Source organism: Streptomyces sp. NBC_01460, from assembly GCF_036227405.1.
Classification (GTDB): Bacteria; Actinomycetota; Actinomycetes; order Streptomycetales; family Streptomycetaceae; genus Streptomyces.
Map to the genome: position 1 here is coordinate 6,549,288 of NZ_CP109473.1, position 25,830 is coordinate 6,575,117.

The 25,830-nt window shown below is 69.6% G+C and carries 20 protein-coding genes; 10 read left to right on the forward strand and 10 right to left on the reverse strand.

Features of this window, described 5'->3' with window-relative positions; genetic code table 11:
• Positions 1 to 20: 20 nt before the first annotated feature.
• Positions 21 to 455: a DoxX family protein gene (locus OG488_RS29570; RefSeq protein WP_329234110.1), complete on the reverse strand. Its 435-nt coding sequence runs from the start codon at positions 453 to 455 to the stop codon at positions 21 to 23.
• A 97-nt stretch (positions 456 to 552) separates the two neighbouring features.
• Positions 553 to 2,928 carry a family 49 glycosyl hydrolase gene (locus OG488_RS29575; RefSeq protein ID WP_329234112.1) on the reverse strand — a complete coding sequence of 792 codons (2,376 nt, stop codon included), beginning with the start codon at positions 2,926 to 2,928 and terminating at the stop codon, positions 553 to 555.
• 734 nt (positions 2,929 to 3,662) lie between these two features.
• Between OG488_RS29575 and OG488_RS29580 the strand changes: the two genes are divergently transcribed.
• From OG488_RS29580 to OG488_RS29600, 5 genes are all read left to right on the forward strand, one after another.
• On the forward strand, positions 3,663 to 4,844 hold the full coding sequence (locus OG488_RS29580) for an ROK family transcriptional regulator (protein WP_219568420.1): 1,182 nt from the start codon (positions 3,663 to 3,665) through the stop codon (positions 4,842 to 4,844).
• 82 nt (positions 4,845 to 4,926) lie between these two features.
• Positions 4,927 to 6,660, forward strand: coding sequence for an alpha-glucosidase (locus OG488_RS29585; RefSeq protein WP_329234114.1), 1,734 nt, complete (start codon positions 4,927 to 4,929; stop codon positions 6,658 to 6,660).
• A 70-nt stretch (positions 6,661 to 6,730) separates the two neighbouring features.
• Positions 6,731 to 8,053 carry an ABC transporter substrate-binding protein gene (locus tag OG488_RS29590; RefSeq protein ID WP_236063478.1) on the forward strand — a complete coding sequence of 441 codons (1,323 nt, stop codon included), beginning with the start codon at positions 6,731 to 6,733 and terminating at the stop codon, positions 8,051 to 8,053.
• Positions 8,054 to 8,147: 94 nt separating this feature from the next.
• Complete coding sequence (locus OG488_RS29595; protein ID WP_329234116.1) at positions 8,148 to 9,041, forward strand: carbohydrate ABC transporter permease; 894 nt, start codon at positions 8,148 to 8,150, stop codon at positions 9,039 to 9,041.
• 2 nt (positions 9,042 to 9,043) lie between these two features.
• Positions 9,044 to 9,955: a carbohydrate ABC transporter permease gene (locus OG488_RS29600; RefSeq protein ID WP_306103173.1), complete on the forward strand. Its 912-nt coding sequence runs from the start codon at positions 9,044 to 9,046 to the stop codon at positions 9,953 to 9,955.
• Between the two features lie 402 nt (positions 9,956 to 10,357).
• Here OG488_RS29600 and OG488_RS29605 read toward each other — a convergent pair whose 3' ends face one another.
• From OG488_RS29605 to OG488_RS29620, 4 genes are all read right to left on the reverse strand, one after another.
• Entirely contained in the window at positions 10,358 to 11,887 is a 1,530-nt protein-coding gene (locus OG488_RS29605; protein ID WP_329234120.1) for a helix-turn-helix domain-containing protein, read from the reverse strand.
• Positions 11,888 to 12,039: 152 nt separating this feature from the next.
• Positions 12,040 to 12,237 carry a DUF4236 domain-containing protein gene (locus tag OG488_RS29610; protein WP_329234122.1) on the reverse strand — a complete coding sequence of 66 codons (198 nt, stop codon included), beginning with the start codon at positions 12,235 to 12,237 and terminating at the stop codon, positions 12,040 to 12,042.
• Between the two features lie 14 nt (positions 12,238 to 12,251).
• Positions 12,252 to 12,383: a hypothetical protein gene (locus OG488_RS29615; RefSeq protein ID WP_329234124.1), complete on the reverse strand. Its 132-nt coding sequence runs from the start codon at positions 12,381 to 12,383 to the stop codon at positions 12,252 to 12,254.
• 82 nt (positions 12,384 to 12,465) lie between these two features.
• Entirely contained in the window at positions 12,466 to 14,004 is a 1,539-nt protein-coding gene (locus OG488_RS29620; protein WP_329234128.1) for a helix-turn-helix domain-containing protein, read from the reverse strand.
• A 387-nt stretch (positions 14,005 to 14,391) separates the two neighbouring features.
• Between OG488_RS29620 and OG488_RS29625 the strand changes: the two genes are divergently transcribed.
• The 3 genes from OG488_RS29625 (at position 14,392) to OG488_RS29635 (ending at position 17,775) form a co-directional block, all read left to right on the forward strand.
• The gene (locus tag OG488_RS29625; protein WP_329234130.1) at positions 14,392 to 15,819 is read left to right on the forward strand and encodes a purine-cytosine permease family protein; all 1,428 of its coding nucleotides are present in this window, start codon (positions 14,392 to 14,394) and stop codon (positions 15,817 to 15,819) included.
• Positions 15,820 to 15,928: 109 nt separating this feature from the next.
• Complete coding sequence (locus OG488_RS29630; protein WP_329234132.1) at positions 15,929 to 16,435, forward strand: nucleoside deaminase; 507 nt, start codon at positions 15,929 to 15,931, stop codon at positions 16,433 to 16,435.
• On the forward strand, positions 16,432 to 17,775 hold the full coding sequence (locus OG488_RS29635; RefSeq protein WP_329234134.1) for an amidohydrolase family protein: 1,344 nt from the start codon (positions 16,432 to 16,434) through the stop codon (positions 17,773 to 17,775). Before OG488_RS29630 ends, OG488_RS29635 begins: the two co-directional genes overlap by 4 nt.
• A gap of 28 nt (positions 17,776 to 17,803) precedes the next feature.
• Here the strand turns inward: OG488_RS29635 and OG488_RS29640 are convergent, their stop codons facing one another.
• Positions 17,804 to 18,499 (reverse strand): GNAT family N-acetyltransferase, encoded by a 696-nt coding sequence (locus OG488_RS29640; RefSeq protein ID WP_329234136.1) that lies wholly within the window; start codon positions 18,497 to 18,499, stop codon positions 17,804 to 17,806.
• A gap of 404 nt (positions 18,500 to 18,903) precedes the next feature.
• On the opposite strand from OG488_RS29640, the gene acnA reads away from it, so the two are divergent.
• Both acnA and OG488_RS29650 read left to right on the forward strand, forming a co-directional pair.
• Positions 18,904 to 21,618: an aconitate hydratase AcnA gene (gene acnA, locus OG488_RS29645; RefSeq protein ID WP_329234138.1), complete on the forward strand. Its 2,715-nt coding sequence runs from the start codon at positions 18,904 to 18,906 to the stop codon at positions 21,616 to 21,618.
• Positions 21,619 to 21,687: 69 nt separating this feature from the next.
• Positions 21,688 to 22,917: an ROK family protein gene (locus OG488_RS29650; protein WP_329234140.1), complete on the forward strand. Its 1,230-nt coding sequence runs from the start codon at positions 21,688 to 21,690 to the stop codon at positions 22,915 to 22,917.
• A 49-nt stretch (positions 22,918 to 22,966) separates the two neighbouring features.
• On the opposite strand, the gene OG488_RS29655 is transcribed toward OG488_RS29650, so the two are convergent.
• The 3 genes from OG488_RS29655 to OG488_RS29665 form a co-directional block, all read right to left on the reverse strand.
• Entirely contained in the window at positions 22,967 to 23,824 is an 858-nt protein-coding gene (locus OG488_RS29655; protein WP_329234142.1) for a haloalkane dehalogenase, read from the reverse strand.
• Positions 23,825 to 23,841: 17 nt separating this feature from the next.
• Positions 23,842 to 24,303: a MarR family winged helix-turn-helix transcriptional regulator gene (locus OG488_RS29660; RefSeq protein ID WP_329234144.1), complete on the reverse strand. Its 462-nt coding sequence runs from the start codon at positions 24,301 to 24,303 to the stop codon at positions 23,842 to 23,844.
• Between the two features lie 140 nt (positions 24,304 to 24,443).
• Positions 24,444 to 25,823, reverse strand: coding sequence for a GH1 family beta-glucosidase (locus OG488_RS29665; protein ID WP_329234146.1), 1,380 nt, complete (start codon positions 25,821 to 25,823; stop codon positions 24,444 to 24,446).
• Positions 25,824 to 25,830 lie beyond the last annotated feature (7 nt).

The window sequence follows — 25,830 nt, forward strand, 5'->3', positions numbered from 1 at the left end:
CATGACAGCTTGTGATGCGGTCAGGCGTTACTCAGGTGGGTGCTCACCTCCTCTCGCCGACGCGCGAGCCGGTTCAGCAGGGCGGCCAGGGACCACTGGCCGGGGCCGAGGGCGGCGATGAGCAGGAAGGCCCAGCAGAACAGCGCGGCGCTCTCGCCACCGTTCTCGATGGGAAACAGCCCGTCGCCCTGGTGGTTGACGAAGTAGGCGTAGGCCATGGACCCGGAGCACAGAAGTGCTGCCGTGCGCGTGCTCAGTCCGATCAGCACGAGTGCTCCACCGATCAGCTGGATCACCGCGGCCCACCAGCCGGGCCACTCCCCGGTGCTGGGCATCTCGCCGTGCGGGCCGCCCAGGACGTTGAAGAGGGTGGCGACTCCGTGGCAGGCGAAGAGCAGGCCGGTCACGATGCGGAAGAGGCTCAGGATGGGCTGTTCGAACCTGGCTGCTGGCATGTGCGGCATGCCTTTCTGCGCGGGAGGAGGGATTGGGGTGCTGCTGGGCCTGGTCGCGGGCGGCCCGCTGGGGTGGTGGCCACCCGCGATCAAGTGGCTAGGCGGTGAGGCTGAACTTCTGGCTGGCCCAGGTGCTGCAGTCCCACAGGTGGAGGCGGGCACCGTTGGCAGTGCTCTGGCCCTCGACATCGAGGCAGCGGCCGGACTTGAGGTTCTTCAGCGTTCCGTTGGCCTGGAAGGCCCACTTCTGGCTGTCCCAGCCGCCGCAGTCCCACAGGTGCGCCTTGGTGCCGTTGGCGGTTGCGCCGCCTTCGACGTCCAGGCACTTGCCGCCGGACTTGAGCTGCTGGCCGTCCAGCGTCCACGTCATCGAGGCTGTGTTGGCGCAGGTCCACTGCTGGATCGCGGTGCCGTTGGCCGTGCCGGCCCCGGCGCGGTCGATGCACTTGGTGGTGCCGCCGTTGACGATCCGGCCAGAACCCGCGCTCGGTTCGGGGTCAGGGGTGGGGTTGCCGCCGGCACCCCAGGCGTTCCAGTTGTCCCAGGTCTCCGCGTCGAAGCCGAGGCGGCCGGGCTGGTCCGCTCCCCAGTTGGTGCCGGACTTGTTGATGACGGTGCCGCCGACGGTGTAGTTCTCGAGCTTGAGGCCCTTGCTCTGAGCCGTTTCGTTACCCAGGGTGACCTTCTGGCCGGCGGTGTTGGTGTAGCGCTTGAGGAGGCTGACCTGGCTGCCCGGGTCGAGGCCGTTCCAGCTGTCGATCTTCAGGTTCTTGACGAGGATGTTTTCGGTGCTGGAGAGCGCGAAGACGCGGATCGCGCAGTTGGTCTGGCCTTCGACGGTGATGTTCTCGAAGGTCATATTCTGGACCTTCGTGTTGGGGTCGCCCTTGGTGGTGGACCCCATGTCCTCCCAGTGGGAGGAGGAGTTGAGGATGCAGGTGTTGTACTTGACGTCCTTCCAGTACATCCGGTTGTGGATGACGTGGGTGTTGGTCACCCGGACGTTGTCGATGTTGCGGGGAGTCCAGCCCCACTGGATGACGGGGCCGTTCTCGTTCTTCCAGATGACGGTGTTATCGATGTTGACGTCGCTGTGGTACATCTTCAGGACGTCGTCGTTGGCGTTGAAGAACGTGTTCTTCATGGTGCTGCCGCGGTAGAGCTCGATGCCGTCGGTCTGCCAGTACCAGGAGCCGACCTGCTTGTAGTTGTCGACGCGCATCTGGAAGGTCTGCTCGTTGCCGTAGACGACGAACGAGTGGTAGGGCGGTTCGTTGATCGTCACGCCCTGCAGATCGAGGTACTGCTGGGCGTCGGCGGACTGGAACTGGAGCATCTTCACGCAGGAGGCGTGACAGTTCGACGCCCCGCTGAGGTGGTCGTAGTTGTTGTTGGTGTCCGCCTCGTAGACGTACTGCTCACCGGAGAGGACTCCGTACCCGGTCACCTTGTACAGGCCCTGGGTATCGTGGAAGAAGCGGAAGGCGCCCTTCACGTACGCGCCGGGTGCCAGGTAGACCCACTTGACGTTGGCCGGGAGCACCGCGTGGTACTTCGAGCCCATGGTGTAGGTACCCGGGCGGAAGTAGATGATGTCCTGGCTGATGTTGTTCAGGTTCGTGACCTGGCCGGGCTCGGGGTAGTGGATGCTCCCCGACGCGGCGGTGGGGATCAGCCGCTCCTTCTCCGCGCCGGTCGGCGTCGGCTCGGCAAAGATCATCATCGAGTTACGGGGCTCGGTGTGGATGGCCCGGTTGTTGCCGCCGCCGGTGGTGGTCAGCTTCCCGGCGTCATTGGCCGGGCCGGACATGTCGTTGTAGGCCGTGTACAGCTGCGGGTCGAACTCGACCGAGAACCGGTAGCCCTTCGAGCTGTAGGGCACCTTGACCCGGACGGTCTTGCTGTTGACCAGCTCCTTGTCGAAGTTCAAGCTGCTCGGCTTGATCTTGACCTGGTCGGCCGAGGAGATGCTCTGGTCGGTGCGCAGTGACACGTCGACCCACACGTCGGCCGTGTACTGGAACGACGACCAGCTCATGGTGAGGTTCGCCGAGGCGGAGAACTCCGCGCCGTCCTCCTTGGTGTAGCCGATCTTTCCCTTGCCGCTGCGGGGGATGCTCATGTACGCGAACGAGTCGTACTTCGTAGTCGGAGCCGCGGCCGTGGCGACCTTCACGTCGTAGAAGGAGGACCGCCGCACCTTGTCACCGCCCACCGGGCTGCTCGTGTTGAACTCGTGGTTGTCGTGCCACCAGGTCTGCAGCTGCTCGCTGTTCGCGGTCTCTCCCGCCGCTCCTGCCGCGGGTGCCGAGGCCGCGGCGGCAAGAGCTGCCGCGGGGACGAGCCGGCCCGAAGGCAGGGGGGAGACCGAAGCCAGAGCGCTGGTCGGCATGACGGCTCCGGCGAGCGCCAAGGCCAGGCCGGCGGCGATGGCCGCCAGCGGGTTGAGCCGTCGCAGTCTTCCTGCGGGCATGTTGATGTCCTCTCCTTGATGAGTCGGGGCATGGCCCCCAGGGCGCCCGCCCGGGGCGGGCACGGACACCGCTGGAACAGCTGGAACAGCTGTGTGGCGGAGTCATCGGTGCATGCGGTCGCCCGTTGCCGGGGCTGACCGGGGTGCGGCACTCGTCCTGGTCGGCGGTTCGTCTCTCTTTGGGGGAGCCGGCTGACGGAGTCCACGCGGGGATCATTCGCAGGGCCAGGAGCACAGGACACCGGTCCTGCGAGCGGAGCGAACCGGTCCTGCCCGCCCCGAGGGGTGAGGGGCTGCAGATGTGGCGGCGACCTGTGACCCAACAGGCCCTGGCTCCGCCCCGGTTGCCGGTTAACTTCCCGTCATTTCTTCCTCGTGTCAATGAAATGAACAGGATTCTTCGACCTGCGGGGCCAGCGCGTGCATAACAAGATGCACAAAAGACGCAAAGCGACTACGAGTGCCCGGTTGGAGTGGGCCATCACGGTTGAGTAACGCGATGTTTTCTTCCTTGACGCACTTAAAGGCTGCGGGACACACTCCCGTCATAAGTAGCGACGCCGACTTCCACAGGTCGATGGCGTCCCAGCCGCAGGAGGCGCGATGACGATCTCTGCAACGCTTGGCAGTACCGGCCCCGCGCATACGGGAAGCCCTCGCTACCCGCATCGGGTTCGATGGCGCTGATCTTGATGCAACGGCCCTGACAGACCACTACCTGGAGGCACCGCGTGATGAGCCCGTCCAAGATCCGGTTCTCGGAGCTTGTCAGTGAGCAGACCAGGGCGGAGATCTTCGCGACCGTGCTCACCGCAGGACCCATCTCGCGCACCCAGCTCGCCCAGCGCCTGGGCCTCGTGCCCTCCTCTGTCACCCGCATGCTGCCGCCGCTGCTCGAGCATGACTACCTGCGTGAGAGCGACCCGGTTGCCCAGGGGCGGGGCAGGCCGCAGAAGATGCTGCACGTCAATCCCGACAAGCACGTGGTCGTCGGCATGAAGATCGCCCCCGGACGGGTCTTTGGCGTCGTCACCGACATGGCGGCCAACGTCCTGGCCCGGGACGAGGAGCCCCTGGCCGACTGCACCCCCCAGACCGCCCTGTCCGCCGCCGCCTCCCTGACCGGCAGGCTCCTCGCAGAGGCGCCCGAAGCGGCGGACAGGGTGCTCGGCCTCGGCGTCGGGGTCAGCGGCCACGTCGATTCGGCAGCCGGGATCTGCCGCTACTCGGCCCTGCTCGACTGGAACAAGGTCGACGTGGCCGGGCCCCTGCGGGAAGCGACCGGGCTGTCGGTGGTCGTCAACAACGACGTCAACACCCTGGTCGTCGCCGAACGCTGGTTCGGCGAAGGCCGCGACATCGATTCCTTCGCTGTGGTCACCGTCGGCCCCGGCATCGGCTGCGGCCTGCTCCTGGACGGCGCCCTGTTCTCCGGCGCCACCGGACTCGCGGGCGAACTCGGCCACCTTCCCCTGGACCCCTCCGGACCCATGTGCAGCTGCGGCCGACGCGGTTGCCTCGAAGCCCTGGCGGGCGACCGCGCCATCCTGCGCCACCTCGCAGACGGCGGATTTCCCTGCGACACGATCACCGACGCCATCGAGCTCGCGCGAGGCGAAGCCGGGGCGGCCCGCACCGTGGCCCGATCCGCCTTCGCCGAAGCCGGCACCGCCCTCGGCAGAGGCGTGGCCGGCATGTGCAACCTGCTCAACCTGCAGAAAATCATCATCGCCGGCGAAGGCGCGGTCGCCTACGACCTGTTCGGCCCGCACATGAGCGAGGCGATGCAAGCCCAGGCGTTCTCCACCGCGGCCACCGACTGCGACATCCACGTCGACCCCGCCCGCCACGACCTCTGGGCCCGGGGCGCCGCCTGCCTCGTCATCCGCGACACCGTGGGCGCGGCCATCTCCTGACCCACAGCGCCCGCCGATGCTGCGGCAACCCATCACCCGCAAAGTCACTAAAAGTAACCATGCGAACACTATGAGGTTTGACGTGCCCGAAATCGAAGCCAATCCCGCCGACGCCTGGTGGAGCGAAGCGGTGGTGTACCAGATCTACCCCCGCAGCTTCGCGGACTCGAACGCGGACGGCATCGGCGACCTGCAAGGCATCATCGAACGGCTCGACTACCTGGCCCAGCTGGGCGTCGACGTCCTGTGGCTGTCCCCTGTCTACCCGTCCCCGCACGACGACAACGGGTACGACATCAGCGACTACCAGGACATCGACCCGCTCTTCGGAACCCTCGCCGACTTCGACCGGCTCCTGGCAGCCGTCCACGAGCGCGGCATGAAGCTCGTCATGGACCTGGTCGTCAACCACACCTCCGACGAACACCCCTGGTTCACCGCCTCCCGCAACGAAGGCCCGCAGGGCGGCAAGCGGGACTGGTACTTCTGGCGCCCCGCCCGCGAGGGCATGGAGCCGGGCACCCCGGGTGCGGAACCCAACAACTGGGGCTCCTTCTTCTCCGGCCCCACCTGGACCTACGACGAGAAGAGCGGCGAGTACTACCTGCACTTGTTCTCCCGCAAGCAGCCCGACCTCAACTGGGAGAACCCCACCGTGCGCCAGGCGGTCTACGCCATGATGCGCTGGTGGCTCGACCGGGGCGTCGACGGCTTCCGCATGGACGTCATCAACCTCATCTCCAAGACCCCTGGCCTTCCCGACGGCATCGTGCACGAGGGTGCCTTGCACGGGGACGGCAGCCCCCACTACATCTGCGGCCCCCGCATCCACGAGTACCTGGCGGAGATGCACCGTGAGGTCTTCGAAGGCCACCCTCGCCGCCTGCTGACCGTCGGCGAAATGCCCGGAGTCACTGTCGGGGACGCCAAGCTGTTCACCGACCCCTCCCGCCGCGAGCTCGACATGGTGTTCCAGTTCGAGCACGTCGGCCTCGACCAGGGACCCAGCGGGAAGTTCGATGTCCGTCCGCTGAAGCTGACCGCCCTCAAGGCCAGCCTCGGCCGCTGGCAGACCGGCCTGGGCGAGACCGGCTGGAACAGCCTGTACTGGAACAACCACGACCAGCCCCGTGCCGTCTCCCGCTTCGGCGACGACAGTCCCGCCTCCCGCGACCGCTCCGCGAAGCTCCTCGCCACCGTGCTCCACCTGCACCGCGGGACCCCTTACGTGTACCAGGGCGAAGAGCTCGCCATGGCCAATAGCCGTTTCGCCTCCATCGATGACTTCCGCGACATCGAGTCCCTCAACTACCACCGCGAGCAGACCGCCCACGGTGTCGACGAGGAACAGGTCCTGGCCGGACTTCGGCACCGCAGCCGGGACAACGCCCGCACCCCCATGCAGTGGGACACCTCCCAGCACGCCGGCTTCACCGCTGGCACCCCGTGGATCGCGGTGAACCCCGATCACACCCATGTCAACGCCAAGGTCCAGCTCGCCGACCCCGACTCCGTCTTCCACTACTACCGCCGCCTGATCGCCCTGCGGCACACCGAGCCCGCCCTCACTCACGGTGACTTCCACATGCTGCACCCCGACCACGAGCAGCTCTATGCCTTCACCCGCCACGACGCGGCATCCGGCACCGAACTGCTGGTCCTCGCCAACTTCAGCGGAGCCGACCTCACCGTCGACCTGCCCGACGGCTGGGAACACAGCGAGACCCTCATCGCCAACGTCCCGGCCTCCACACCTCTCACGGCCCCGCACACCCTGCAGCCCTGGGAAGCCCGTGTCCACCGCCGCAATACCTGACCAGCCCCACCTGAACACCCGTACCGCCTCCCCCCGCACCGCCCTGACCCTGCACACCCAAGGAATCCTCATGACGAACATGCGCTTCCGTGCTCCGCGCCGCACCACCCGACGAGCTCTGCTCGCCGTGTCCGCTCTGGCACTCGTGGCACCGCTGACCGCTTGCGGCGGCGGATCGGACACCGCCGAGGGAGACGGCAAGACTCTGCGCCTGTGGCACTACGAGCAGGAGGACGGCGCCCTGAGCAACGCCTGGGACTCGGCCATCGCGGAGTTCAAGAAGACCCACCCCGACGTGAAGGTCGTCTTCGAACGCAAGACGTTCGAGCAGATACAGCAGAACGCCGGCATGATCCTGAACTCCGACAAGGCGCCCGACGTCATGGAGTACAACAAGGGCAATGCCACCACCGGACTGCTCGCCAAGCAGGGCCTGCTCACCGACCTTACCTCCGTCGCGAAGGAACGCGGCTGGGACAAGAAGATCAGCGAGAGCGCGTCCGTCACCGCCCGCTACGACGCCAACGGCGAAATGGGCGGCGACAAGTGGTACGGCGTCCCTAACTACGGCGAGTTCGTCCTCGCGTACTACAACGACGACCTATTCAAGAAGCACAACATCACCAAGCCCACCGACCTCCAGAGCTTCGAGGCCGCCCTGGCCGACTTCAAGGCCGCCGGGATCACCCCGCTCGCCAACGCCGGCAACGACCACCCCGCCGGCCACTGGCTCTACCTCCTGGCCCTGGCCAAGGCGAATGACGCCTGGGTCGACGACTACCAGCTCTACAAGGGCAAGGTCGACTTCCACGGCCCGGAGTGGACCTACGCGGTCGAAACGTACAAGGACTGGCTCGACAAGGGCTACTTCGAGAAGAAGGACGTCGGCCTCAAGGGCAGCGACATGACCGAGCAGTTCGTCTCGCAGAAGCGCCCGATCATGGTCGGCGGCAACTGGTGGTTCGGCGGCCTGACCACCGACATCACCGACTTCACCTGGTCCACCGCCCCCTACCCCGGCAGCAAGAAGACCCTCGGCTCCGGCGGCAACCACTGGGTCGTGCCCACCAAGGCGAAGAACAAGAAGCTCGCCGAGGACTTCATCGACATCACCATGTCGGACAAGATCCAGAAAATCCTCGGGGAAGAGGGCAACGTCCCGCTCGCTGTGAAGCCGGACTCCATCGAAAACCCCAAGTCCCGCGAGCTCATCACCGCGTTCAACACCTACCAGGACGGCAAGGGGCTCGCCTTCTACCCGGACTGGCCGGCACCCGGCTACTACGACACCTGGATGGGCGCCACCCAGAACCTCATGAACGGCGGCAAGCCCCACGCCGTCCTCGACGAGCTCAAGGCCCCCTACGAGAAGTACACCGCCACCCGGCGCTGAGACTGACCCGCCCGAACCCGCGCGTCAGTCCCTTCTTCCCGGGGACGGCGGCCCGCCCGCACCGGGCCGCCGTCCCGCCCCTCTTGGAGCAACAGTGAAAACCACACGTCACCCGCGGCCCACGGGATACGCCGTCTTCCTCGCCCCCGGCCTGCTACTGAGCCTGCTCTTCCTCGTCGTCCCGCTGGTGATGACCTTCTACTACAGCCTCACCCAATGGCAGGGCGTCGGAGAGCCCACCTGGATCGGCTTCGACAACTACACCCGACTCTTCAGCGACGCCGACTTCTGGGCCTCGTTCCGCAACATCGCCTTCGTCATCGTCGGCATCGCCGTCGTCCCCACCCTGCTCGGGCTCTTCCTCGCCGCCCTCCTGTTCGACTACATCGGCAAGAAGCACGGAGACGGCTTCGTCAGCCTCTTCCGCTCCGGCCTCTACCTCCCCCAGGTCATCCCCGTCGCCGTCACCGGGCTGATGTGGGGCTGGATCCTCGCCCCCGAAGGCGCCGTCAACAGCGTCCTCGAAAAGATCGGCCTGAACTCCCTCGCCCAGAACTGGCTCGGAGACCCCGACTTCGCCCTGTGGATGGTCCTCGCCGTCCTCGTCTGGATGCAGCTCGGCTACCCCCTGGTGCTGTTCCTCTCCGGGCTCCAGCGCATCGACCCCGAACTGTATGAAGCCGCTTCCCTCGACGGCGCCACCTGGTGGCAGCGCTTCACCCGCATCACCGTGCCCATCCTGCGGCCCGAGGTCTACGTCGTCCTTGTCACCACCACCATCGCCGGCCTGAAGGTCTTCGCCCAGATCTTCGTCCTCACCGGCGGCGGCCCCGGCAACTCGACCCTCGTCCCCGCGTACTTCGCCTACCAGAACTTCTTCGAGCGCGCCGACGTCGGATACGGCTCCGCGATCTCCAGCACGATCACCCTGCTTGTGCTGATCATCGCCGGAACGATGCTCACCCGCCAGGCCCGCGAGGACGGATGACCATGACCACGCACACCACTTCCACGGCACCCCCCGGCCACCGGCGCAAAGCGGTCAAGGCTGAAGCGGGTAAAGCCAAAGCGACGGGCAACCGCCGCAGCCCCGGCTCCTACGCCGTCCTGGCAGCCGTCGCCGTATTCGTCCTCGCGTTCCTGGCGCCCTTCATCGTCATCCTGCTCAACTCGTTCAAAACCAGCGCGGACTTCCGCACCAACGGGTCGCTGTCCCTGCCCGCCCAGTGGAACTGGAGCATCATCGCCGAAGTCTGGGACCGCGTCGGCTTCACCCAGAAACTCTTCAACAGCATCCAGATCAGCCTCGGCGTCGTTCTCATCGCCGTCCTGCTCGCCCTCTTCAACGCCTACGCCATAGGCATCGGCCGCATCCGCTGGCGCACCCCCTTCCTCATCTTCTTCCTCGGCGTCAACGTCCTGCCGCAAGAGGGCCTCGTATACCCCATCTACTACCTCTTCAAGGAGATGGGCCTCTACGACGGGAAACTCGGCTACACCATCCTCGTCGGCATCACCTACAGCGCCTTCGGTACCTACCTCCTCTCCTCCGTCTTTGCCAGCTTCCCCCGCGAACTCATCGAAGCCGCCTCCATGGACGGAGCCGGCCGATGGACCATCCTGTGGCGCATCGTCCTGCCCATGAGCTGGCCCACCCTCTCGGTGATGTGCGTCTTCTTCTTCGTCTGGAGCTGGAACGAGTTCCTCTACCCACTCGTCCTCCTCATCTCCAACGATAACCAGACCGTCCCTCTCGGCCTGTCCGTCATGCAAGGCCAATACACCAGCGACCCCACCTCCATGAGCGCCGCAGCCCTCCTCGGCATCGTCCCCATGGTCGTCTTCTTCCTCATATTCCAGCGCTCCCTCACCCGCGGTATGACCGCCGGAGCCGTCAAGTAGCCCATCCGCAACACCCCAAAGCCACCCCGGATCCGGCACGCACCGCCCCGCCGCCGGGTCCGGGGTACACCCACGCCTGCGGAGGGGCCCGCACCGCACGGCTCGAGCCGGTGACTCATGTCGAATCTCCCCTCCCGAAGAGGGGGGTGGCTGCTGGCCATGACGCTCGTTTGACGCCCGCAGACGGTAGAGCGGGCCGCTGAGTAGGCTCTGAACTGCGCTTTTCCGGGCCTGCTGGAACCGACATCTTTTCGATGACTCATCACGTGAAGAGCGCGGTGCACGGAAGCCGTCGCTCCTGGTTCGAAGTCCCAGAAAAGTCCCAGGGACTCCGTCACACCCCGCCTCGACTCGCATTTGTGCAGGTCAGAAGGGGTGTGACGGTGTTTCTTCTGCAGGCTTTCAGATGTCCCGGAAGATCTCGATCTGCGCCCCCACCGAGTTCAGCCGCTCCGCCAGTTCCTCGTAGCCGCGGTTGATGACGTAGACGTTGCGCAGCACGGACGTGCCCTCGGCGGCCATCATCGCGAGCAGAACGACCACCGCCGGGCGCAGTGCGGGCGGGCACATCATCTCGGCGGCGCGCCAGCGGGTCGGGCCCTCGACCAGGACGCGGTGCGGGTCCAGGAGCTGGAGCCGGCCGCCGAGGCGGTTGAGGTCGGTGAGGTAGATGGCTCGGTTGTCGTAGACCCAGTCGTGGATCAGGGTCTGCCCGTGCGCGGACGCGGCGATCGCGGCGAAGAACGGCACGTTGTCGATGTTCAGCCCGGGGAAGGGCATCGGGTGGATCTTGTCGATGGGCGCCTCCAGTTTGGAGGGGCGGACCGTCAGGTCCACCAGCCGCGTGCGGCCGTTGTCGGCGGCGTACTCCGCCGTGCGGTCGCAGTCGACGCCCATCTCCTCCAGGACCGCCAGCTCGATCTCCAGGAACTCGATCGGGACGCGACGGATCGTCAGCTCGGACTCCGTCACCACGGCGGCGGCCAGCAGGCTCATCGCCTCGACCGGGTCCTCGGAAGGGGAGTAGTCGACGTCCACGTCGATCTCGGGGACGCCGTGCACCGTGAGGGTCGTCGTTCCGACGCCCTCGACGCGTACGCCCAGTGCCTCCAGGAAGAAGCACAGGTCCTGGACCATGTAGTTGGAGGACGCGTTGCGGATGACCGTCGTGCCGTCGTGCCGGGCGGCGGCCAGCAGAGCGTTCTCGGTCACCGTGTCGCCGCGTTCCGTCAGGACGATCGGGCGGCCCGGCCGGACCTCGTGGTCGACCTGCGCGTGGTAGAGCCCGTCGGTCGCCGCGATCTCCAGGCCGAAGCGTCGCAGCGCGATCATGTGCGGCTCGATCGTGCGCGTGCCGAGGTCGCACCCGCCGGCGTACGGCAGGGTGAAGCGGTCCAGGCGGTGCAGCAGCGGGCCGAGGAACATGATGATGGAGCGGGTCCGGCGCGCCGCGTCCGCGTCGATCGACTCCAGCTCGAGCTGTGCGGGCGGCAGGATCTCGAGGTCGACGCCGTCGTTGATCCAGCGGGTGCGCACGCCGATGGAGTTGAGGACCTCCAGCAGGCGGAAGACCTCCTCGATGCGGGCCACCCGGCGCAGCACGGTGCGGCCCTTGTTGAGCAGTGAGCCGCAGAGCAGCGCGACGCACGCGTTCTTGCTCGTCTTGACGTCGATGGAGCCGGAGAGCCGGCGTCCGCCGACCACCCGCAGATGCATGGGTCCGGCGTAGCCGAGCGACACGATCTCGCTGTCGAGGGCCTCGCCGATGCGGGCGATCATCTCAAGGCTGATGTTCTGGTTGCCGCGCTCGATGCGGTTGACGGCGCTCTGGCTCGTGGCGAGCGCCTCGGCGAGCTGACTCTGTGTCCAGCCGCGGTGCTGGCGGGCGTCACGGATGAGCTTGCCGATGCGGGCGAGGTAGTCGTCTTCCATAGCCGCACGCTATCTCAGATATGAGATGAAGCTCGCAGCGGGGTGTGAGGTTCAGGTGACCGTCCTGTGCCGGACCGCAGGGCAGGCGCCCGATTCGAGCATCGGACGCGCCCGGCGGCCCGGCGTGCCGGGCTGCGCCGAACGGGTGAGGGTCAGCCCTTGCGGCGACGTGTCGTCTTCCGCCAGCCGAACGGACCCGGCAGGTCCATGGACGTGGTGCGCCGGCCTGTGCTGCTGTGGGTGCGCTTCGGGCCGTGCCGTCCACCGGTCGTGACGGACCACGAGCGACGGTTGATGTTCAGCCGGACGCCCGGAAGGATCTGGAAACTCTTGCGGAATGTGAGCGGCATCTGCGCCTCCTCTGTCAGGAGTACGGGTATCCCGAAGTCGCCTGCTCATGCGTGTCCGCCGAGCCCTGTCGTCGCAGTCCCGGCCGCGTCGTCTCCTCCAGCAGCTCCCGCACATGGTGGTAGGGGCAGCCAGCAGCTCGCGTCATGCCTGCTGTACGCGGATGCGTCGGCCCTCGTCCGCGCCTCCGTGCCTCCGTGCCTCCGTGCCTGCGGGTCAGGCCGGTCGGCTCACCTGATGCCGAGCGCCAGGCAGAAGTCCACCCGGTTGTGCAGGGTCGCCAGGCTGTGTCCCGTGAGCTGTTCGACGCGCCGGAGGCGGTAGCGCAGGGTGTTGACGTGGATGTGCAGTTGCTGCGCGCACCGCTGCCAGGACCCGGACGCGTCGAGGAACGCGCTGAGGGTGCCGACGAGGTCGCTGTGGTGCTCGGCGTCGTATCGCTCCAGTACGCCGATGAGGCGCTCCCTGTACAGCAGGCGCACCTCGTCCGGGACGGCGGCGAGCAGCATCAGGTGGGAGGAGAGCGCCTCGGGGCCGGCGGTCCGCACGGCGCCCGTGCCGAGCCGGGCCACACGCTGGGCCTGCCGGGCCTCCTCCAGCATCCGGCGCAGCCCCTCCTGTCCTGTCGCGGGACCTGAGACTCCGATCGCGGCCCAGCCGTGCGCGAGGAACGGGTCGAGCCTGCGGGCGGCCTCCGTGAGCCGTTCGCAGAGTGAGGGGTCGCCGTCGGCGGCCGGTACGAACATCAGGTGCCCGTCCGGCGCCGTGAAGGGGGCCGAGCAGCCCGGTATCTGCTCGTACACGTCTTCCAGGACGACGGCCGCGAGCTCCGCGCCGTACGGGCGGCCGGTGGTCGTGACGTACCCGACGGCCAGCGGCGCGTCCAGGTCCAGGCCGAGGCTGCGCAGTCGTCCCGCGGCCGGCTCGGTGCGGCCCTCGCGAAGGAGTTCCACGGACTCGCGCAACAGCCTTTCCTCGATGCGCCGGCGCTCCTGCCGACCGACCCCCTCCAGGGCGAGCAGCGCGCACACCTCCTCCGCGGCGTCCGCGATCCCGGGCGCCCAGTCCCGGTGGTCACCGGCCGCGGCCAGGTAACCGGCGGGCGGGCGGTGGGCGACGGGGGACTGCACGGGCAGAAACGTGAGGTGACCGCCGCCGGGCAGCGGCTGCACGGAGGGGAAGGCACCGGCGGCGAAAGCCGCCCGGAGGGAGCGCCGCAGATGGTGGCCGGACACCGTCGGGACCGCGCCCGCCGTGGGGCGGCCGGTGGCGGAGAGCACCGCGCAGTGCACCCCGGTGGACCTGGCCAGCACCTCGACCAGCCCCTCGGCGCCGGCCCCTGACGCCATGCTGGCAACCAGACCGCGGTGGAGTCCGGCGCCGGGGGAGCGGCCGACGGGACCGGCGAGCGCCGCGAGGACGGTCTCGGTGAGCGCGGCGTATGACACGTCGTCACCGACGGCGAGCAGCGGCAGGCCGTGCCGCTCGCAGGCGTCGGCGAGCGCGCCGGGCAGCACCCGGACGGCGGCCGACCCGGCCACCAGGGCGGCGGCACCCGCCGACGCGAGCGCGGCGACGAACACGTCGGCGTCCCGGGGCTCCCGGTACCAGGTGGTCGAGGTGAGGACGAGTTCCCCGCCGTCCAGGTAGCGGCCCGGATCGGGCAGATCGGTGGTGTAGACGCCGGTCACCCGGCGGTCCCTGGGCCCGGTGGGGAGCAGCGGGGTGAGCCCGAGGCCGGGCATCGCGAGGAGTTCGGTCAGCAGCACCAGGGTTCCTGCCTGACAGAGGGAGGCGCGGTGCCCGTGGCGGACGGCGGTCGGCCTCTCGCAGGGCGTGTTACGGGCGTGCACACCGGTGGGCACGGGATTTGGAGAATAGTACGGGGTCGCCCCCCTTCCCGGGCTTGCCGTCTGTAGGCCCGTCCCGGTCCGCCCGCCGTCCGCCGCAGGTTCACTGAGGGGCATCGCGGGACTCGGACGTATCCCTCCGCCGTCCGGACCGCGCGCCTTCGCGGGACACCGGAGTCCGCGCGCTCCGGCCACCCCGCCCGAACAACTCGCCTCACCCGCACCGAGCCGCATGCCCCCGCGCCTCGGACGCCCCGTTCGACCCCGGCGTCCGGTCGCACTCCCGTCGCCCCTTGAGGAGATCCCGTGCGCGCCGAACCTCTGCCCGCCGCACCTCCGTCCGCCGCCCCGCCGGACCACGTGTCCGAGGCGCCACCGCTCGGCATCGAGCGGGCCGGTGTCGAACCCGTACCGACGGACCGCCGGCACGGCCGGCCACGGTCGCTGTTCACCCTGTGGTTCGGCGCGAACGTGCAGTTCGCGACGCTCAGTGTGGGCGCCCTGTCGACCTCCGTGTTCGGTCTCGACCTGCTGCCGGCGGTCCTCGCGATCGCCGTGGGGACCGTGCTCAGCGCGGTGATGGTGGGCCTCTTCTCCACCCGGGGCCCGCTCACCGGCGTACTCCAGCTCATCCAGACGCGCGGCCCGTTCGGGCGGCTCGGCGCGCTTCCCTCGGCGGCCTTCACCGTCGTCAACGGTGTCGGCTGGTGCGTCGTCGACACACTCCTCGGCATGTTCATCCTGCGCGATCTGACCGGACTCGGGTTCGCCCCCGCGCTGCTGCTCATGGCGGCGGCCCAACTGACGGTGGCGGTACTCGGTTACCGGATGATCCACGCCGTCGAACGCGGTCTCGCCCTCGCGCTGGTCGTCGTCTTCGCGGTGGTGTCGGTCTACGGATTCGGTGAGGCCCACGCGGCCGCGCCCACCGACCCCTCGGGCGGTCCGGTCGCCACGTTCCTGCTGGTCGTCGCGGTCACCGCGGCCCGTGGCCTGGGCTGGTCGGCGTACGCCTCCGACTACAGCCGCTACCTGCCCACCACCGCGCGCCCTCGCCGGGTCTTCCTCGCGGCGGCCGGCGGCAGCACGCTCGCCGGGGTGTGGATCGGCTCGCTGGGCGCGGCGATCGGCACCGTGGCCGCCGTCGACGACCCGAGTGCCATGGTCAGCGGCCTGCTCCCGCACGTCCTCGGGGTGGTCGTCCTGAGCGCCCTGCTCCTCTCGACCCTGGCGTCCACGGTCATCGACCTGTACTCCGGCGCGATGGCGGCGCTCGCCGCCGGATTCGCCATCCCCCGCTGGGTGTCGGTCCTGGTGGTCGGCGGCCTGGGCACCGTCCTCTCCTGGTACGCCGGGCACGGCGACTTCGCGTCGCAGTTGCAGGACTTCCTGCTCATGACCGGCTACTGGCTGGCCCCCTGGGGCGCGGTCCTCGTCACGGCGTACTGGTGGCGGGAGCGGGGCCTGCACGACACGGCCCGGCTCTACGACGCCCGGCACCGCTTCGGCTGGGGGCTGCCGGCGGTGCTGATCGCCCTGGTCGCCGAGATCCCCTTCATGAACCAGTCCCTCTACACCGGCGCGGTGGCCGCCGCCCATCCGGCGGCGGGGCCGTTCGGACTGCTCGTGGGATTCGCCGTGTCGGCCGCGGCGTACGCCGCGTTGACCGCGTGGCGTCCCGTCCCGCCGGCCGGGCTCCCCGCACCCGGCGCGCCTCCCGCGCAGAAGGGCTGAGGTCCGCCGCGCACCCGCACCACCGTTCGCCCTCCATCCCCGTACGGCGCCACATGGGCCGTACTGCCGTACCGCTCACTCCCGCACCCGCACGAATCAAGGAGATCCCGTGACCGCCGCAGCACCCACCCCCCTCACCTCCGACGAGGAGACGTTCCTGACCGCCGCCATCGACCTGGCCGCCCGGTCCCGGAAGGACGGCAACCACCCCTTCGGCTCGCTGCTGGTCCTGGACGGGGCCGTCGTCCTGGAAGCCGGCAACACCGTGACCACCGGGCGGGACGCCACCGGTCACGCGGAGACCAACCTGGTCCGGCTGGCCACCGCCGCCTACGACCGTGCCGAACTGGCCCGCGCCACGCTGTACACCAGCACCGAGCCCTGCGCGATGTGCTCGGGGGCCGTCTACTGGAGCGGTATCGGACGGGTCGTCTACGCCCTCGGCGAGGACGAGCTCCTCGCCCTGACCGGCGCCGACGTCGAGAACCCGACCATGGCCCTGCCCTGCCGCACCGTCTTCGCGGCGGGCCAGCGGGTCGTGCAGGTCTCGGGCCCGCACCTCCACGACCGGGCCGCGGCCGTCCACGCCGGTTTCTGGACGGGGGCCGGCGCATGACCGCCCGTCACCCTCGTACCCTGATCCGCAACGGCATCGTCCTGCCCTGCGAGGGCGGGAAAGCGGTCCACGACCCCGGCTCCGTCCTGATCGAGAACGGCAGGATCACCGCCGTCGGTACGGTTGCGGAACTTGACGCGGCTGCCGCCCACTCCGTCGTCGTGGACGCCACCGGCCACGCGGTCATACCAGGGCTGCACAACACCCACCTGCACTCCGGGCTGCTGCGGGGCACCGCCGAGTCCAAGTCGCTGTGGGACTGGCTGCGCGACTACGTCGACCCCGCTCACAAGGCGCTCACCCCGGAGATCGCCGAGGCCGCGTCCCTGCTCTGCTACACCGAGTCGCTGCGCGCGGGGACGATCTCGGTCATGGACATGTGGCGCCACATGGAGGGCTCGGCGCACGCCGCCGAACAGGTCGGCATCCGCGCCACCCTCGTCCCGTACGTGGCCGACCTGCCCGGTTACGACTACTTCGAGACCCTCGACACCAACCGGCGGCTCCTGGAGGAGTACCGCACCCACGCGGCGGGCCGGGTCCGGTCCTGGGTGGGGCTGGAGCACCTCTTCTACTGCTCCGAGGAGGCATTCAAGGCGGCGGCGGCACTGGCGGACGAATTCGACACCGGCCTGCACACCCACTCGTCGGAGACGACCTGGGAGGTGGAGGAGTCGCTGCGCCTGACCGGCCGTCGGCCCATCGAGGAGTTCCACCACCGGGGCATCCTCGGCCCCCGCACGGTCGTGGCGCACTGCGTCTGGCTCGACGACCACGAACTCGACCTCCTGGCCGGCACCGGCACGGCCGTCGCACACTGCCCCTGCTCCAACATGAAGCTCTCCTCCGGGCCGGCGCGCATCGTCGACATGCGGAACAGAGGCATCACGGTCGGCCTCGGCAGCGACGGCGAGAAGGAGAACAACAACCTGGACCTGCTGGAGGAGATGAAGTTCGCATCCCTCCTGCAGAAGTTGACGACGCTGGACCCGACGACCGGCGACCCGTGGGACATCCTTGCCATGGCCACCCTGGACGGAGCCCGCGCCCTCGGCCTGGACGGGGAGACCGGTTCGCTGGAACCGGGGAAGAAGGCCGACGTCGTCACCGTCGACCTGCGCGGTCTGCACACCACCCCCCTGCTGCACGGAGCCGATTTCAACGCCGTCGCCCATCTGGTCTTCTCGGCCGGGGCCGCCGACGTCTCCGACGTCTGGGTGGACGGCCACCGGCTGGTGGAGGGCGGCCAGGTCCGCAGCGTCGACCTCGGGACGGTCCGCGAGCGGGCCCAGGGTGCTGCGGAGGACCTCTTCCGCAGGAGGGCCGCCCTCCCGCGGTGACGGCCCGGCCCATGGGCCGGGGCTCCGGTCAGGCCGAGACGTTGTGCCCGGCCCGGACTTCCCGGTCCAGGTCCGGCCCCCGCAGGGCGTTGGCCAGCGGAGCTGCCACGCGCCACCCCGTCGCCTCGTACAGGGCGCGGCCCGCCGCCGTCGAGGCCAGCAGGCCCGCCGTGGCGCCCCGGTCGGCGGCCGTGACCGTGAGGGCGCCCATGATCACCCGGCCGAGCCCGCGGCGCCGGTGGGCGGGGTGGGTCTCCACCTTGTCGACGACGGCGGTGCTGCCGTCGACCGAGATCTGGCCCCGCGCGGCTGTGGTGCCGTCGGGGGTGTGGACCCGGGCGTGGACCACGCCGGCGCGTGTCCAGGTGCGGAGCCGGTAGCCGCCGGGCAGCGGGGGTGGGGTGCGTGCGGAATCGCGGTGCAGCGCGATGGACATGAGGAAGCCGGGTGCGCCGGGGAGGTACCAGCCCGGCGCGATCCACGAGGCGAGCGACTCCGCCGGGACGAACGCCTTCAGCCAGACGCCGGGGCCGGTGGTGCTCCCGGTGAGCTCCCGTACGGTCGCCTCGTCGGCGGAGGGCAGGACGTGGCTCACGGGGTGGCCGGGGAGCCCGATCGTCACCGTGAAGCCCCAGGGCTCCGGGCTCGGTTCGCCGGCGCCGCGCGAGAGGGCCCAGCCGTGGACCCACGCCCGTACGGCCTCGGAGGTGGTGGTGAATAACATGCGCGCCTTCTCTGGGCGGGGGTGGTCGTCGGTGTGCGGCTGCCTCGCCGGGCGCCCGGGGGTGCTGCGCACGGTGATCGCTCGTCACGCTCGGGTGTGACCGGTCAGCCCGCACCGCCGAGGACGCGGCCCGTCGGATTCGGACGGAACCCGTCCGGCCCCTGGTCGTGGCCGCGCGTCATCGCGGAGTGGCGCCGGACACGGGCTCCCGGGCATGACCGCGCGGCGGCGATGTACTAGAGTTATCTCGACATCGAGATATCTGCCGAGGCGCACCGCAGCCGCCGCTCAGTAAGGGTTACCTAACTAACCCTTACCTTAGCGGATCGTGGGGGCCGCAGGCGGCGCCGGCCGCACATGAGGCGCGGCGCGGTTGAACGCGCACATTGAAGAAGGAGACTGTCGTGTCGGCGAACAGCTTCGACGCCCGCAGCACGCTGCAGGTGGGCGACGAGTCGTACGAGATCTTCAAGCTGGACAAGGTCGAGGGCTCCGCGCGCCTCCCTTACAGCCTGAAGGTGCTGCTGGAGAACCTGCTCCGCACCGAGGACGGCGCGAACATCACCGCCGACCACATCCGGGCGCTGGGCGGATGGGACTCCCAGGCCCAGCCCAGCCAGGAGATCCAGTTCACGCCGGCTCGCGTGATCATGCAGGACTTCACGGGCGTCCCCTGTGTCGTGGACCTCGCCACCATGCGTGAGGCCGTGAAGGAGCTCGGCGGCGACCCGGCGAAGATCAACCCGCTGGCCCCGGCCGAGCTGGTCATCGACCACTCCGTCATCGCCGACAAGTTCGGCACGAAGGACGCCTTCGGCCAGAACGTCGAGCTGGAGTACGGCCGCAACAAGGAGCGCTACCAGTTCCTGCGCTGGGGCCAGACCGCCTTCGACGAGTTCAAGGTCGTCCCCCCGGGCACCGGCATCGTCCACCAGGTCAACATCGAGCACCTGGCCCGCACCGTCATGGTCCGCAACGGCCAGGCGTACCCCGACACCCTCGTCGGCACCGACTCGCACACCACCATGGTCAACGGCCTCGGTGTGCTGGGCTGGGGCGTCGGCGGCATCGAGGCCGAGGCCGCGATGCTCGGCCAGCCGGTCTCCATGCTCATCCCGCGCGTCGTCGGCTTCAAGCTGACCGGCGAGCTCCCGGCCGGCACGACCGCCACCGACCTCGTGCTGACCATCACCGAGATGCTCCGCAAGCACGGCGTCGTCGGCAAGTTCGTCGAGTTCTACGGTGAGGGCGTCGCCGCCACCTCCCTCGCGAACCGCGCCACCATCGGCAACATGTCGCCCGAGTTCGGCTCCACCGCCGCGATCTTCCCGATCGACGACGAGACGCTGAAGTACCTGCGCCTGACCGGCCGCGACGCGCAGCAGGTCGCGCTCGTCGAGGCGTACGCCAAGGAGCAGGGCCTCTGGCTCGACCCGGCCGCCGAGCCCGACTTCTCCGAGAAGCTGGAGCTCGACCTCTCCACGGTCGTCCCCTCCATCGCCGGCCCGAAGCGCCCGCAGGACCGCATCGTCCTCGCGAACGCCAAGGCGCAGTTCGCCCAGGACGTACGCAACTACGTCGCGGACGACGAGGAGGCGGGCAAGGAGTCCTTCCCGGCCTCCGACTCCCCGGCCGCCGCCAACGGCGTCCCGTCGAACCCGGTCACCGTCACGGCCCCCGACGGCACGACGTACGAGCTGGACCACGGCGCCGTGACCGTCGCCGCGATCACCTCCTGCACCAACACCTCGAACCCGTACGTCATGGTCGCCGCGGCGCTCGTGGCGAAGAAGGCCGTGGAGAAGGGCCTGACCCGCAAGCCGTGGGTCAAGACCACCCTCGCCCCGGGCTCGAAGGTCGTCACCGACTACTTCGACAAGGCGGGCCTGACCCCCTACCTCGACAAGGTCGGCTTCAACCTCGTCGGCTACGGCTGCACCACCTGCATCGGCAACTCCGGCCCGCTGCCCGAAGAGGTCTCCAAGGCGGTCAACGACCACGACCTGGCCGTGACCTCGGTGCTCTCCGGCAACCGCAACTTCGAGGGCCGGATCAACCCCGACGTCAAGATGAACTACCTGGCGTCCCCGCCGCTGGTCGTCGCGTACGCCCTCGCCGGCTCGATGAAGGTCGACATCACCAAGGACGCCCTCGGCGTCGACCAGGACGGCAAGCCCGTCTTCCTCGAGGACATCTGGCCGACCGAGGCCGAGGTCAACGACGTCGTCGCCAACTCCATCGGCGAGGACATGTTCAACAAGTCCTACCAGGACGTCTTCGCGGGTGACGCCCAGTGGCAGGCGCTGTCGATCCCCACCGGCAACACCTTCGAGTGGGACTCCGAGTCCACCTACGTGCGCAAGCCCCCGTACTTCGAGGGCATGACGATGGAGACGACCCCGGTCGAGGACATCACCGGCGCCCGGGTGCTCGCCAAGCTCGGCGACTCGGTCACCACCGACCACATCTCCCCGGCCGGTGCCATCAAGGCCGACACCCCGGCCGGCAAGTACCTCACGGAGCACGGCATCGAGCGCCGTGACTTCAACTCCTACGGCTCGCGCCGTGGTAACCACGAGGTCATGATCCGCGGCACGTTCGCCAACATCCGCCTGCGCAACCAGATCGCGCCGGGCACCGAGGGCGGCTTCACCCGCGACTTCACCCAGGCCGACGGTCCGGTGTCCTTCATCTACGACGCCTCCCAGAACTACCAGGCCGCGGGCACCCCGCTCGTGATCCTGGCGGGCAAGGAGTACGGCTCCGGCTCGTCCCGCGACTGGGCCGCCAAGGGCACCGCGCTCCTGGGCGTCAAGGCCGTCATCGCCGAGTCCTACGAGCGCATCCACCGCTCGAACCTCATCGGCATGGGCGTCCTCCCGCTCCAGTTCCCGGAGGGCCACACCGCCGAGTCCCTCGGTCTGACCGGCGAGGAGACCTTCTCCTTCACCGGCGTGACCGAGCTGAACGACGGCACCACGCCGCGCACCGTCAAGGTCACCACCGACACCGGGGTGGAGTTCGACGGCGTCGTCCGCATCGACACCCCCGGCGAGGCGGACTACTACCGCAACGGCGGCATCCTGCAGTACGTGCTCCGCAGCCTGATCCGCAAGTAAGGGCACCGCGAAGTGAGCGAGGGCCGCACCCCTGGGGTGCGGCCCTTCGCCGTTAGGCTCGACGGTCTGATGAAGAACAACCTCGCCTCGCCGGCGGCCAAGGCCGGACACGAGTCCGTGCGGCGTCACAACCTCAGCCTGGTCCTGCGGACCGTCCGTGACGAGGGAGAGGTCACCCGGGCCCGGGTCGCGAGCCTCGTGGGGCTCACCAGGGCCGCCGTCTCCTCCCTCGTCGAGGAGCTGCTCGCGCTGGACTGCCTCAGCGAGTCGGGCAAGACCTCCAGTGGATCGGCCGGGCGCCCCGGCACCGTGCTGAAGCTGTCCCGGACGGGCCCGGCCGGGCTCGGGGTGGAGATCAACATCGATTACGTGTCGGTGTGCGCCGTCGACCTCACCGGCACCGACCGGGTCCGGGTCACCGAGCACACCGACCACCGGAACGTCCCGCCCGCCGAGGTGCTGGCCCACGCGGCACGCCTCACCAACCGCGTGATCTCCTCCACCCGGGAACAGGAACTGCGCGTGGTCGGCGTCGAGCTGGCGCTGCCCGGCCTCGTCTCGGGCGGCGTCGTCCGGCAGGCCCCCAACCTCGGCTGGAGCAGGGTCGCGGCCGAGGGCATCTTCGGGCAGGCGCTCAGCACGCTGCGCCCGGCCGGCCGGGCCCTGGCCGTCGGCTCCGACAACGAGGCCAACCTGGCGGCCCTGGCCGAGCTGTGGTTCGGCGGACTCGGCGGGGTGCGCACCTTCCTCTATCTCACGGGTGAGATCGGCGTCGGCGGCGCCCTCGTGGTGAACGGTGAGATGCTGCGCGGCGCCCACGGGTTCGCCGGCGAGATCGGCCACGTCGTCGTCGATCCGCAGGGCCCGCTCTGCCGGTGCGGCGCGCACGGCTGCCTGGAGCAGTACGCGGGGCGGGCGGCCCTGCTGCGGGCCGCCGGGATCGACCCCGAGACGGGCGTGCGGGGGATCGCCGAGCTGGAACAGCGGGCCGCGGCCGGCCAGGAGCGGGCCGTGTCGGCGCTGCGCGAGGCGGGGGACCGAATGGGTGTGGTGCTGGCCGGCGCGGTGAACCTCTTCGACCCGGAGGCGGTCGTCCTCGGCGGGATCTACCGCAACCTGATGCCCTGGCTGGAACAGTCCGCGGACGCCCAGCTCACCGCCCGGGTGGTCTCCGGCCGCTGGCACGAGAACGGGAGCCGGCTGCGGGCGTCCTCCGTCTCCGGCGACGCGGCGCGGGGCGCGGCGGCCCGGGTGGTGCACGAGGTGCTGGAGAACCCGGCGGCGTACGCGGTGCGGTGACGGTGGACGCCGTCGTGAGGCCCGCCCGTCGTGAGGCCCGCCCGGTGTTCTACCGCAGCCCCTGCCGGTCCGCCCAGGCGGAGATGGCCGCCGCGATCTCGGCGGGGCGGTCCTCCGGCGCGTGATGGCCGGCGGGCCCGCAGTGGACCGTTTCGAGCGAGGCCATGTGAGAGGCGCACCACTGTGCCGTCTCCGGGCCGATCAGGAGGGTCGCTGACCCGTCGAACGTCATGAGCAGCTTGGGGACGTCCTCGCTCTTCGCGAGCCAGGCGTCGTACGCGTCGATACGGGCGACCAGTTCCGCGGGGTCGCCGCCGAGCGGCATCTGGCGGGCCCACGCGAGCAGGGGCCGGCGGCTCTCGCGGGTCGGGTACGGGGCCAGGTAGGCGGCCAGGTCGGCCTCGCCCACCGGTGTGAGGACCCCGCCGGTGAAGGCCTGGCGGACGAGCAGGTCCTGGTCCAGGACCAGTTCCTCGCCCCTGCCCGGTGTGCGGAGGGTCTCGGAGCGCTTGCGCGCCTGCGGGGAGAGCTCCTCCCAGGCCATGGGCTTGACGATGCTCTCCAGGAAGGCGACGCCGAGCACCCTGTCCGGGTGCCGGGCCGCCCAGTCGAAGGCGAGGGCGCCGCCCCAGTCGTGCCCGACCAGCACCACCCGGTCGAGCCGGAGGGCGTCGAACCAGGCGTCGAGATAGCGGGCGTGGTCGTCGAAGCGGTAGGCGATGTCCGGCTTGCCGGAGCGGCCCATCCCGATGAGGTCCGGCGTCAGGAGACGGCCGGGGCCGATGCCGGGCAGCACGTTCCTCCACACGTGGGAGGAGCCCGGGTTCCCGTGGAGGAGGACGAAGGCCGTCCCGCTCCCCGTCTCCTCGTGGTGCAGGGTCGAGTCCAGTACGCGTAATGCGGGCATGCCGGGCGGTCCTTCCGTCAGGGCGAGGGTTCGAGGGGGGCGTTCAGGAGGGCTGTGAGGTCGCGGACCAGGTCGGCGGTGCGCTGATCGTCCATGCCGCCCAGCGGGGCGAGGAGCCGGCCGTGCAACGCCTCGACGCGGAGGATGGCCGGACGGACCGCCTCGCGTCCGTCGCCGGTGAGCTCCAGCCGCACGACGCGGGTGTCCTCGGCGTCGCGCGTCCGCCGGAGGAACCCGGCCGCCTCCAGCGAGCGGGCCAGCTTGGAGACGTACAGCGCCTCCAGGCCCGTGTGGTCGGCGAGTTCGCGCTGGCTCGGCCGCAGGCCGGAGCGCTCCATGCCGAAGAGGGAGGAGAGGGCGACGTACTGCGCGTGCGTCAGGTGCAGCGGCGCCAGGGCCTGGTCCACGGCGACACGCCACTTGTTCGACAGACGCCAGACCAGATAGCCGGGCGTCACCCACTGCGGAACGTCACTCATGAAAAATAATGTACATGGATACTGTGTCCATGGCTACTAAAACCGGAGACCGCTCCGGGGCGGACGGAACGCGTGCGGCCCGGGGGCGTACGCGCGCGGGACGGAACGCGTACGCCCCCGGGCCGGGGGAATCGGGTGGATCAGGCCCGGTGGGCGGCGATCAGCTGCTGATACCAGCGGTAGCTGTCCTTCGGGGTGCGCTCCAGGGTGTCGTAGTCGACGCGGATGATGCCGAACCGCTTCGCATAGCCCAGGGCCCACTCGAAGTTGTCCAGCAGCGACCAGACGTAGTAGCCGCGCACGTCGACACCGGCGTCCATGGCCGCGCGCAGCGCCGTCAGGTGGGTGCGCAGGTACTCCACCCGGTCCGCGTCGTGGATGGTGCCGTCCGCCTCGACGCTGTCGAACTCCGCCGAGCCGTTCTCCGTGATGTGCACCGGAGGCAGGGCGTCGCCGTACGTCTGCTTCAGCACGGTCAGCAGATCGGTGAACGACTCCGGGACGACCGGCCAGCCCATGGCGGTCCTGCGGACGTCCGGATACGTCCCCTCCGCGTACCGGTTGTCCGTGGCCACGCGCAGCGCCGGGTCCGCCTCGCGGTGCGGTGCGGCGGCGACGACGATCGGGCGGTAGTAGTTGATGCCCAGGAAGTCCATCGGCTGGGAGATCAGCTCCAGGTCGCCCTCGCGGCGGAAGTCCTGGCCGGTGATGAGCTCGCCCCAGGTCTCCTCCTCGGTGGCCGGGTAGCGGCCCGCGAGGAGCGGCTCCGTCCACACGAGGTTGTGCTGGGTGTCCGCACGGACGACGGCCGCGAGGTCGGCGTCCGACTCGGTGGCCGGGACGTTGCGGTCCAGGTTGAGCGTGATGCCCGCCTCCCGGACGCCCGCCGCGCGCAGCGCGTTCATGGCGTGCCCATGGCCGACCAGCAGGTGGTGCGCGGCGGCCAGGGCCCCGCGGCCCTCCTTGGCGCCCGGCGCGTGCCGGCCCACCGAGTAGCCGAGGAAGGCGCTGCACCAGGGCTCGTTCAGGGTGATCCAGCGCGGCACGCGGTCGCCCAGGTGCTCGGCGACGACCGCCGTGTACTCGCCGAAGCGCTCCGCCGTCTCCCGCACGCGCCAGCCGCCCTTGTCCTCCAGGGCCTGCGGCAGGTCCCAGTGGTAGAGCGTGGCGGCCGGCTCGATGCCCGCCTCCAGGAGCGAGTCCACGAGCCGGGAGTAGAAGTCGAGCCCCTTGGGGTTGACCGCCCCGCTGCCCGTCGCCTGGATACGGGACCAGGCGATCGAGAAGCGGTACGACTCGACACCCAGGTCGCGCAGCAGGGCCACGTCCTCCGGGTAGCGGTGGTAGTGGTCGCAGGCGACGTCACCCGTGTCGCCGCCGTCGGTCCTGCCGGGCGTGTGGCTGTAGGTGTCCCAGATGGACGGGCCGCGGCCGTCTTCCTCCACGGCGCCCTCGATCTGGTACGAGGCCGTGGCCGCGCCGAAGACGAATCCGGGCGGGAAGACCGGGAAGTCACTCATGGGAACC

Coding starts and splice junctions, on each gene's coding strand:
- OG488_RS29650 (WP_329234140.1), top strand. CDS start 21,688: ATGAAGAACAACCTCGCCTCGCCGGCGGCCAAGGCCGGACACGAGTCC.
- OG488_RS29615 (WP_329234124.1), bottom strand. CDS start 12,383: ATGACGCGAGCTGCTGGCTGCCCCTACCACCATGTGCGGGAGCTGCTG.
- OG488_RS29575 (WP_329234112.1), bottom strand. CDS start 2,928: ATGCCCGCAGGAAGACTGCGACGGCTCAACCCGCTGGCGGCCATCGCC.
- OG488_RS29660 (WP_329234144.1), bottom strand. CDS start 24,303: ATGAGTGACGTTCCGCAGTGGGTGACGCCCGGCTATCTGGTCTGGCGT.
- OG488_RS29580 (WP_219568420.1), top strand. CDS start 3,663: ATGAGCCCGTCCAAGATCCGGTTCTCGGAGCTTGTCAGTGAGCAGACC.
- OG488_RS29640 (WP_329234136.1), bottom strand. CDS start 18,499: ATGTTATTCACCACCACCTCCGAGGCCGTACGGGCGTGGGTCCACGGC.
- OG488_RS29605 (WP_329234120.1), bottom strand. CDS start 11,887: ATGGAAGACGACTACCTCGCCCGCATCGGCAAGCTCATCCGTGACGCC.
- OG488_RS29655 (WP_329234142.1), bottom strand. CDS start 23,824: ATGCCCGCATTACGCGTACTGGACTCGACCCTGCACCACGAGGAGACG.
- OG488_RS29590 (WP_236063478.1), top strand. CDS start 6,731: ATGACGAACATGCGCTTCCGTGCTCCGCGCCGCACCACCCGACGAGCT.
- OG488_RS29610 (WP_329234122.1), bottom strand. CDS start 12,237: ATGCCGCTCACATTCCGCAAGAGTTTCCAGATCCTTCCGGGCGTCCGG.
- OG488_RS29600 (WP_306103173.1), top strand. CDS start 9,044: ATGACCACGCACACCACTTCCACGGCACCCCCCGGCCACCGGCGCAAA.
- OG488_RS29635 (WP_329234134.1), top strand. CDS start 16,432: ATGACCGCCCGTCACCCTCGTACCCTGATCCGCAACGGCATCGTCCTG.
- OG488_RS29570 (WP_329234110.1), bottom strand. CDS start 455: ATGCCAGCAGCCAGGTTCGAACAGCCCATCCTGAGCCTCTTCCGCATC.
- OG488_RS29665 (WP_329234146.1), bottom strand. CDS start 25,823: ATGAGTGACTTCCCGGTCTTCCCGCCCGGATTCGTCTTCGGCGCGGCC.